General features: G+C 62.1%; 6 protein-coding genes. All 6 read left to right on the top strand.

The features are described from left to right. On the top strand, positions 1–319 hold a 319-nt coding region (traT, locus tag WFK85_RS20915), incomplete at its 5' end, for a complement resistance protein TraT (protein WP_336821305.1). A gap of 367 nt (positions 320–686) precedes the next feature. Further along, positions 687–2,864 (top strand): type IV conjugative transfer system coupling protein TraD, encoded by a 2,178-nt coding sequence (gene traD / locus WFK85_RS20910; RefSeq protein ID WP_336709186.1) that lies wholly within the window; start codon positions 687–689, stop codon positions 2,862–2,864. Continuing rightward, positions 2,864–8,104, top strand: a complete 5,241-nt coding sequence (gene traI, locus WFK85_RS20905; protein WP_336710397.1) for a conjugative transfer relaxase/helicase TraI — start codon at positions 2,864–2,866, stop codon at positions 8,102–8,104. The genes traD and traI overlap by 1 nt, the downstream gene beginning before the upstream one ends. A gap of 1 nt (position 8,105) precedes the next feature. Further along, entirely contained in the window at positions 8,106–8,843 is a 738-nt protein-coding gene (traX, locus tag WFK85_RS20900; protein WP_011901847.1) for a type-F conjugative transfer system pilin acetylase TraX, read from the top strand. A 66-nt stretch (positions 8,844–8,909) separates the two neighbouring features. Beyond that, a complete protein-coding gene (finO, locus tag WFK85_RS20895) occupies positions 8,910–9,629 on the top strand; it encodes a fertility inhibition protein FinO (protein ID WP_336709093.1) in 720 nt (239 codons plus the stop codon). Continuing rightward, positions 9,622–10,413 carry a DsbA family protein gene (locus WFK85_RS20890; protein WP_336709094.1) on the top strand — a complete coding sequence of 264 codons (792 nt, stop codon included), beginning with the start codon at positions 9,622–9,624 and terminating at the stop codon, positions 10,411–10,413. Before finO ends, WFK85_RS20890 begins: the two co-directional genes overlap by 8 nt. Positions 10,414–10,466: the final 53 nt, after the last annotated feature.

Here is a 10,466-nt window from a genome sequence, read left to right as displayed (position 1 = left end):
CGGAGCCACTCTGGGCGTAGGACTTGCTGCCGGCCTTGTTGGCATGGCCGCTGATGCGATGGTCGAAGACATCAACTACACCATGATCACGGATGTGCAGATTGCCGAGCGTACCAAAGCGACCGTGACCACGGACAACATCGCCGCCCTTCGCCAGGGAACCTCCGGCGCCAAAATTCAGACCAGCACCGAGCTGGGGAACCAGCATAAATATCAGACCCGTGTGGTATCAAATGCGAACAAGGTTAATCTGATATTCCCCGAAGCCCAGCCTGTGCTTGAAGATCAGCTGGCTAAATCTATCGCGAACATTCTTTAATTAATACCAGGGGCGGTTTCTTCCGCCCTTTTCTCTGGATCACTCAGTCCGAATAGCATCTGTTCTCCTCATTCTCTGTTGATATAAGAAAAACGCTGAGCGGTGGCGCAAATCCTTTGTGCTGCCGGGAAGGGTTGCCGGCAGGGCCGGTGAATAAAGAAATTAATATGTCAGTATTTGCATTAGTAGTGAGTATCAAAAGTGATTATCCGAATGCTTTATTTGCTGTTCCATTTTCAGTTCTGTTAATACTGCTGTGGATATTTTTTCGTAAGTGACCTCTTATTTGCCAGGCCAGTAAGTAGCCGTTCCTGAATGTAGCCTTATCATAACCGTCTAAACCCCATTTATACCGGACCCATACATCATGAGTTTTAATGCTAAGGATATGACCCAGGGCGGTCAGATCGCGAGCATGCGCATCCGTATGTTCAGCCAGATTGCCAATATCATCGTGTACTGCCTCGTTATTCTTTTCTGCGCCATTGTTTCTCTGACGCTTACCGTGAAGCTGACATGGCAGACATTTGTGAACGGCTCGGTGTATTACTGGTGTAAGACGCTGGCACCCATGCGGGATATATTTAAATCCCAGCCCGTGTACACCATTCGTTATTACGGGCACGAACTGAAATACAATGCGCAACAAATATTAGAGGACAAGTATATCCAGTGGTGCGCCGACCAGGTCTGGACGGCCTTTATTCTTGCCGCCATCATCGCGGCCGTGGTGTGCGTTATTACCTTCTTTCTCACCACCTGGATTCTGGGCCGCCACGGCAGACAGCAGAGTGAGGATGAGATAACCGGTGGACGCCAGCTGACTGACGATCCAAAGGAGGTCGCCAGAAAGCTGAAGCGCGTCGGTCTGGCATCCGATATCAAAATTGGCGAGCTGCCGCTTATTAAGGACTCGGAGATCCAGAACTTCTGTCTGCACGGCACCGTCGGGGCCGGTAAATCCGAGGTTATTCGCCGCCTGATGAACTATGCCCGCCAGCGTGGCGATATGGTTATCGTCTATGACCGCTCCTGTGAGTTCGTCAAAAGCTACTATGATCCGGCCACAGATAAAATCCTTAACCCGCTGGATGCGCGCTGCGCTGCATGGGACCTGTGGCGGGAGTGCCTGACGCAGCCTGACTTCGACAACGTGTCCAACACGCTTATTCCTATGGGCACGAAGGAAGACCCCTTCTGGCAGGGGTCGGGACGTACCATCTTTGCCGAAGCCGCTTATCTGATGCGCAACGACAAGGACCGCAGCTACAGCAAGCTGGTCGACACGCTGCTTTCCATCAAGATTGAGAAGCTGCGCTCGTACCTGAAAAACTCCCCGGCGGCGAACCTGGTGGAAGAGAAAATCGAGAAAACGGCCATCTCCATCCGCGCCGTGCTGACCAACTACGTCAAGGCCATCCGCTACCTGCAGGGCATCGAAAATAACGGCGAGTCATTCACCATACGCGACTGGATGCGCGGCGTTCGTGAGGATGGTAAAAACGGCTGGCTGTTTATCTCCTCCAATGCTGACACTCACGCTTCCCTCAAGCCGGTTATTTCCATGTGGTTGTCCATCGCCATTCGCGGGCTGCTGGCTATGGGTGAAAACCGTAACCGCCGCGTGTGGATCTTCGCCGACGAACTGCCGACCCTGCACAAGCTTCCGGACCTGGTTGAGATCCTGCCGGAGGCGCGTAAGTTTGGTGGCTGCTACGTCATTGGCATCCAGTCCTACGCCCAGCTGGAAGATATCTACGGGCAGAAGCCGGCGGAAACGCTGTTCGACGTGCTGAACACTCGTGCCTTCTTCCGCTCGCCGTCGCGCAATATCGCCGAGTTCGCCGCCGGCGAAATCGGTGAAAAAGAAATCCTCAAGGCGTCCGAGCAGTATTCCTACGGCGTGGACCCGGTACGCGACGGTACTTCGGTCGGCAAGGACATGGAGCGCGTCACCCTGGTGAGTTACTCCGACGTCCAGACGTTGCCGGATCTCTCCTGCTACGTCACGCTTCCCGGACCGTACCCTGCCGTGAAGATGGCGCTGAAGTATCAGCAGCGTCCAAAGGTGGCACCGGAATTCATTCCGCGCACCATCGACGGGAAAGCGGAGGAACGCCTGAATGCCGCGCTGGCTGCACGTGAGCATGAATCCCGCAGCATCGCCATGCTCTTTGAACCGGATGCAGACGTTATCGCGCCAGAGGGCAGTGCGGAGAATGCTGGCCAGCCACAGCAGCCACAGCAGCCACAGCAGCTGGCGCCTGCGCCCCGTGCTGCAGACACGGCATACGCTTCGGCATCTGTGGCGGGTGCCGCCGGCACCGGCGGCGTGGAGCCTGAGCTGAAGACAAAGGCGGAGGAGGCTGAGCAGCTGCCGCCCGGCATCAGTGAAAGCGGTGAGGTGGTGGATATGGCGGCATGGGAAGCGTGGCAGGCGGAGCAGGACGAACTGTCTCCTCAGGAGAGGCAGCGTCGTGAAGAAGTGAACATCAACGTTCACCGGGCGCCTGAAAAGGATCTTGAGCCGGGAGGATACATCTGATGATGAGCATCGGATCTGTAAAATCCGCCGGCAGCGCGGGCAATTATTACACCGACAAGGACAACTACTACGTTATCGGCAGTATGGGCGAGCGCTGGGCCGGAAAAGGGGCTGAAGCGCTGGGGCTCAGCGGCGGGGTGGACCAGAAGGTCTTTACGAAGGTTCTGGAGGGACGCCTGCCGGACGGCAGCGACCTCAGCCGGACTCAGGACGGGGCGAACAAACACCGTCCGGGCTACGACTTCACCTTCTCTGCGCCCAAAAGTGTCTCCGTGATGGCCATGCTGGGAGGCGACAAGCGTCTTATTGAGGCACACAACCGCGCGGTGGAGACCGCCATTAAGCAGATAGAGGCAATGGCCTCCACGCGGGTGATGACGGAGGGCAGGAGCGAGACGCAGCTGACCGGCAACCTGGTGATGGCGCTGTTTAACCACGATACCAGCCGCGACCAGGAGCCGCAGCTGCACACCCACGCGGTGGTGGCCAATGCCACTCAGCATGGTGATGAGTGGCGCACGCTCAGCAGCGACAAAGTGGGTAAAACCGGGTTTATTGAGAATATCTACGCCAACCAGATTGCCTTTGGCCGCCTGTACCGTGCCGCGCTAAAGGATGACGTCACGGCCATGGGGTATGAGACTGAGACGGTCGGCAAACACGGGATGTGGGAGCTTAAAAACGTCCCCACTGAGCCCTTTTCGAGCCGCAGCAAAGCCATTCAGTCGGCGGTCGGGGATGATGCTTCCCTCAAATCCCGCGACGTGGCGGCGCTCGATACCCGCCAGTCCAAGCAGAAGGTTGACCCCGAACAGCGTCTTGTCGAGTGGATGCAGACCCTGAAAGAGACGGGGTTTGATATCCGGGATTACCGGGAGGCGGCAGACCTGCGGGTTGTGCAGGGGAATATTCCCGTCACGGCGCCTGAAGCCATTGATATTAACAGCAGCGTCGGACAGTCCATTGCGATGCTGAGCGACCGGCGGGCGCGGTTCACGTATTCCGAGCTGCTGGCCACCACACTCGGGCAGCTGCCCGCGCGGTCAGGCATGGTGGAGATGGCGCGTGACGGCATCGATGCGGCGATAAAAAATGAGCAGCTCATCCCGCTGGATAAAGAGAAGGGGCTGTTTACCTCGAACATCCACGTGCTGGACGAGCTGTCGGTGTCTGCCATGACCCGCGATTTACAGCGGACGGGGCAGGCCGACATTTTTCCGGATAAAAGCGTGCCCCGCAGCCGGTCATACAGCGATGCCGTGAGCGTTCTGGCCCAGGACCGTCCGCCCGTGGCCATCATTTCGGGTCAGGGCGGGGCTGCCGGCCAGCGCGAGCGCGTGGCGGAACTGACGATGATGGCGCGCGAACAGGGGCGTGACGTGCAGATTATCGCCGCCGACAGGCGTTCGCATAGCGCCCTTATGCAGGATGAGCGCCTCAGCGGCGAGCATATCACCGACAGGCGGGGGCTGACGGAGGGCATGGCCTTTACGCCCGGCAGCACGCTGATTGTGGACCAGGGGGAGAAGCTGACCCTGAAAGAAACGCTCACGCTGCTCGACGGCGCGCTGCGCCATAACGTCCAGCTGCTGATTGCCGACAGCGGCCAGCGCACCGGGACCGGCAGCGCGCTGACCGTCATGAAGGAGGCGGGAGTGAGCACGCTCGCGTGGCAGGGCGGTGAGAAGACGCAGGTCTCGGTTATCAGCGAGCCTGACCGGCGGCAGCGGTATGACCGCCTGGCCGCTGACTTTGCCCGAAGTGTCCGTGCAGGTGAACACAGCGTGGCGCAGGTCTCAGGTCCGCGCGAGCAGGCCGTGCTGGCAGGCGCTGTCCGCGAGGCGCTTAAGGCGGAAAAGGTGCTGGGCGAGCGGGAGGTCAGTATCACCACGCTGGAGCCGGTGTGGCTCGACAGCCGCCATCAGCAGGTGCGCGACCACTACCGGGAGGGGATGGTCATGGAGCGCTGGAATGCCGAAGCACGCAGCCGGGAACGCTTTGTCATTGACCGCGTGACGGGCCGCAACAACAGCCTGACGCTGCGTAACGCCCAGGGTGAGACGCGGGTGACCCGCCTGTCTGAACTCAACAGCAGCTGGTCGCTGTACCGCACCGGCACGCTGCAGGTGGCCGAAGGCGACCGCCTGGCGGTGCTGGGCCAGTCGCAGGGGACGCGGCTGAAGGGGGGCGATACGGTGACCGTTAAGGCCCTCGGGGAGGCGGGGCTCGTCGTCAGCCTGCCCGGGCGTAAGGCGGACGTGGTCCTGCCCGCCGGCGACAGCCCGTTTACCGCCGCGAAGGTGGGTCAGGGCTGGGTGGAGTCGCCGGGCCGCTCGGTGAGCGACAGCGCCACGGTCTTTGCCTCGCTGTCGCAGCGCGAGCTGGATAACACCACGCTGAACAAACTGGCGCTCAGCGGCAGGGCGGTGCAGCTCTATTCCGCGCAGACGGCGCAGAAAACGACGGAGAAGCTGTCGCGTCAGTCTGCCTGGAGCGTCGTGTCTGAACAGATTAAGGATGCGGCGGGGCATGACAGGCTCGATGATGCCCTGGCGCACCAGAAGGCCGGGCTGCACACGCCGGAGCAGCAGGCCATCCACCTGGCCATTCCGGTGCTGGAGGGGAACGGCCTGGCGTTCACGAAGCCGCAGCTGATGGCCGCCGCGAAAGAATTTGAGCAGGACAGCCTCAGCCTGCAGGCCATCGAAAAGGAGGCGGACCGGCAGATACGCAGCGGCGCCCTGCTGTCGGTGCCGGTATCGCCGGGAAACGGCCTGCAGCTGCTGGTCTCACGCCAGTCGTACAACGCGGAGAAGAGTATCCTCCGCCATGTGCTGGAAGGAAAGGAGGCCGTCACCCCGCTGATGGATAAGGTTCCGGACGCGCAGCTGGCGGGCCTGACCGACGGGCAGCAAAACGCCACGCGCATGATACTGGAATCCCCCGACCGCTTTACCCTGGTGCAGGGCTACGCGGGCGTGGGTAAGACCACTCAGTTCCGGGCTGTCATGTCGGCCATCGGCTCGCTGCCGGAACAGGCGCAGCCGCGGGTTATCGGCGTGGCCCCCACCCACCGGGCGGTGAGCGAGATGCGCGATGCGGGCGTGCCCGAAACGCAGACGCTGGCGGCCTTTATTCATGACACGCAGCAGCAGCTGCGCGGCGGCGAACGACCGGACTTCAGCAACGTGCTGTTTCTCGTGGATGAAAGCTCAATGGTCGGTAACGCCGACATGGCGAAGGCGTACAGCCTGATTGCCGGGGGCGGGGGGCGCGCGGTCTCCAGCGGCGATACCGACCAGCTGCAGTCCATTGCCCCGGGCCAGCCCTTCCGCCTGCTGCAGAAGCGTAGCGCCATTGACGTGGCGGTGATGCAGGAGATTGTCCGCCAGACGCCGGAACTTAAACCTGCCGTCTACAGCCTGATTAACCGCGATATCGGCAGCGCCCTGACGACCATTGAGCGCGTGGCGCCGGCACAGGTGCCGCGCAGGGCGGATGCCTGGCAGCCGGACAGCTCGGTCATGGAGTTCAGCCGCGAACGAGAGGAGGCCATCGCGAAAGCCGTGGCGGCCGGCGACCTGATGCCCGGCGGGCAGCCCGCGACGCTGCTGGAGGCCATCGTGAAGGACTACACGGGGCGCACGCCAGAGGCGCAGGCGCAGACCATCGTTATCACCGCCCTGAATGCCGACCGCCGCCAGGTGAACGCCATGATTCATGACGCCCGTCAGGATGCTGGCGAGGTGGACGAAAAAGAGGTCACGCTGCCGGTCCTCACTACTGCCAATATCCGCGACGGGGAGCTGCGGCGCATGGCAACGTGGGAGGCGTCCCGCGACAGCCTGGTTCTGCTGGACAGCACGTATTACAGCATTGAGGCGCTGGACGGGGAGGCGCACCTGGTGACGCTGAAGGATGCGCAGGGCAACACCCGCAGCCTGTCGCCCGCGCATGCGGCGACAGAGGGCGTCACGCTCTACCGTCAGGACACCATCACCGTGTCGGAAGGTGACCGGATGCGCTTTTCGAAAAGCGACAACGAGCGGGGCTTCGTGGCCAACAGCGTCTGGTCGGTCAGTGAGATAAAAGGTGACAGCGTCACGCTCTCGGACGGGAAACAGACCCGTACGCTCACGCCGTCAGCCGAGCAGGCAGAGCAGCACATCGACCTGGCCTATGCCGTTACCGTTGAAGGCTCACAGGGGGCGAGCGAACCCTTCTCCATCTCCCTGCAGGGTACGGACGGCGGACGTAAGCGGATGGTGAGCTTCGAGTCAGCCTACGTGGCGCTGAGCCGCATGAAGCAGCACGCGCAGGTCTATACCGACAACCGGGATAAGTGGGTGGCCGCGATGGGAAAATCGCAGGCGAAAAGTACGGCGCATGACATTCTGGAGCCGCGCGGCGACCGCGCCGTCGCGAATGCCGCCCGCCTGACGGCGACGGCAAAAGCACTGGGTGAGGTGCCTGCCGGTCGCGCCGCGCTGCGCCAGGCCGGGCTGCAGCCCGAGGGCTCGATGGCGAAATTTATCTCGCCGGGGCGTAAATACCCGCAGCCGCACGTGGCGCTGCCCGCTTTTGACCGCAACGGCAGGCAGGCGGGCGTCTGGCTGAGCGCCCTGACCTCCGGAGACGGGCAGCTTAAGGGGCTCGCTGGTGAAGGCCGGGTGATGGGCAGCGGGGACTCGGCGTTTGCGGGCCTGCAGGCCAGCCGGAACGGCGAGTCGCTGCTGGCGCGGGATATGGAAGAGGGCGTGCGGCTCGCGAGGGAGAATCCGCAGAGCGGCGTGGTGGTGCGGCTCGAAGGCGAGGCGCGACCGTGGAACCCCGGCGCCATTACCGGCGGTCGGGTCTGGGCCGACGGTCTGCCCGACGGCGCCGGTACGCAGCCCGCAGAAACGGTGCCGCCGGAGGTGCTGGCACAGCAGGCCCGGGAGGCTGAGGTGCAGCGGGAGCTGGATAAGCGTGCCGAAGAGGCGGTCCGCGAGATGGCCCGCAGCGGCGACGGGCCGGCCGGTGGGGCTGACGTTGCCGTCCGGGATGTGTTGCGGGATATGGAGCGGATAAAAGAAACGCCGGCATCTCCCCTCACGCTGCCGGATGCGCCGGAAGAACGCCGCCGTGATGAGGCGGTGTCTCAGGTGGTGCGCGAGAATGTGCAGCGGGACCGCCTGCAGCAGATGGAGCGCGAAACGGTGCGAGACCTTGAGCGTGAGAAAACTCTGGGGGGAGACTGACATGCGCGCTGAAAACCATCCGCTTTTCCCCCTTGTGGTGGTGGCCGACTGCTGGCTGCAGCGTCTGCTTGTGTGGACGCCGGGGCAGACCGACCTTATCAAGACCGTGGCGCTGCTGCTGATGGTGGCCGACCACATCAGCATGCTGTGCGGACTGGATAATGACTGGCTGCGTCTTGCTGGTCGGGGAGCGTTTCCGCTCTTTGGCCTGGTCTGGGCCATGAACCTCGCCCGCCATCCGCAGATTCAGCAGCGCGCCCTGAACCGGCTCTGGATATGGGCCGGGGTAGCGCAGGGCGGCTGGATACTGGCCGGGCTGCGCCCGGACCTGGGCAATATCCTGTTTGCCTTTGCGGTCAGCGGACAGGCACTGGCGCTGATGCAGCGGCACGGGCCGCGCACGTGGCCGCTCTCCCTGATGCTGGTTCTGGCCTGGCTGCCGTTTTCGGCGGGAAGCTACGGGCTGGCGGGGGTAGTGATGCTGATGCTGGCCTGCGGCGTATGTATGACGGGCCGGCGCACCACGCGCACGGGGCTGGCGCTGTGTCTGGCACTGGCGATACTCGCGCTGAATGCCGCGGACAGCCCCGCCTTTGCCATCGCGGGTCTGGTAATACCCGGCGTTACCCTGACGGTGCTGAGCCGGACCTGCTGCCGCGTGCCGAGGTTCTGGCCGCGCGAATTTTTCCCGCTGTTCTACGCGGTGCACCTGGCCGTCATCGGACTGATGGTGATGTGATATCTGCCGTGTCAGAATAGGGGCACTCAGGGGAATACACGTGAAACAGATTTATCCGGAGGCAGGATGAAAGAGCAGGGGCGCCCCACGCTGACGCTGCGCCGTAAGACGGAGCCAGAAGGTCAGCGTGCCGTAAACAACAGTGAAACGGACGGTGCGGGACCGGGACGGGTCACGCGTAAAAAGACCGTGGTGGTGAACACGACGCCTGCCTGGAAGGTCAGGAAGCAGGCGGTGGATGAGACCGCGAAAAAGGCGCAGGCAGATGAGAAAGCCGCCCGAAAAGCAGAGAAAGCCCGGCTGTGGGCAGAGCGACAGGCGCAGGAGCGGGAGGCCATGCGGGCGGCCAGGCGCAAGCCTGCCCCGGAACCGGTGTACCGGAAGGTCATGCCGCTTGCGGACGCGCTCGCGCTCCTGGAGCGTTGCTGGCCGTCCCTGGTGACGGACGGCCAGCCGCAGCTCCTGGCGGTCAACATCCGGGAGGCGATGGTCAATGACATTCGCCGACGCGGGCTGGAGGTTTCCGTGAAGACGCTGAAACGCTGCCTTGCCGTCGTCACCCGCTCGGATGCGTATCTGGGCGCCATGACGGTGGGCGCGTGGCGTAAAAACCTTGCCGGTGAACCGGTCGCAGCGGTGAGTGCGGAGGAGGCGGCGTATGCCGTGGAGCGCAGGGCTCAGGAGCACGCCAAACACATGCGCAGGGCGGTCAGAAACGTCGCCACCCGTGCACGAAACGAACTGATAACAACAGATAAGATAAAAACACAGGATGAACATGAATAAAACCCTTTCAGTCATGCTTGCCGCTGGCCTTCTGGTCTCCGGCGTGGCGGGGGCAGCAGAGAAACCTGCCGCTGCCTTTACCCCGGAGCAGGAAGCCCGCATTGGTGAAATCGCGAAAGACTACCTGCTGGCTCATCCGGAAGTGCTGGTTGAGGTCAGCCAGAAGCTGCAGGCTCAACAGCAGGAGGAGAAGCAGCAGGCGATGACGGCCGCCGTGGTTCAGAATCAGGCAGCGCTGCTGAACGATAAAGGCACACCATCATATGGTCATGCTGATGCGAAAGTGACGGTCGTTGAATTCTTTGATTACCAGTGCATCTACTGTGCCCGCCTGGCGCCGGAACTGGAGAAAGTGATAAAAGCTAACCCGGACGTGCGCTTTGTGTTCAAGGAATTCCCGATATTTGGCCAGCGCTGGCCGGCGTCGCTCAGCGCGGCGAAAACCGGGCTCCAGGTCTGGAAGCAGAAGGGGGCCGATGCTTACCTCAACTATCACAACGCGATTTACGCCACCGGCCACAACGAGGGCAAGCTGACCGATGCTGATATCAGCGCGGCCGCAAAAGCCGTGAAGTTCGATGCGAAAACAACCCCTGACGTTCAGGAGACCCTGGATGGCATAAACACACTCGCGCAGCAGCTGGGCTTCAGCGGTACCCCGGCCCTGGTGGTTCTCCCGTCAACCGGCGCCAGTGCTGATAACGTGACGGTTATCCCGGGATACACCAGCGCGGAGGCCCTGCAGCAGGCCATCAGTAAGGCTGCCGGCGATACCAAAAAATAATCAGGCGTCCGCCACCTGATACCGCTAAAAGAGACTGACGCCTTCGCCGTGCT

Origin of the sequence: Cedecea sp. VD22 (genome assembly GCF_037150195.1) — a bacterium.
Lineage (GTDB): Bacteria > Pseudomonadota > Gammaproteobacteria > Enterobacterales > Enterobacteriaceae > Cedecea.
The sequence above is the reverse complement of the archived record's forward strand: the minus strand, read 5'-3'. Positions and strand labels throughout refer to the sequence as shown.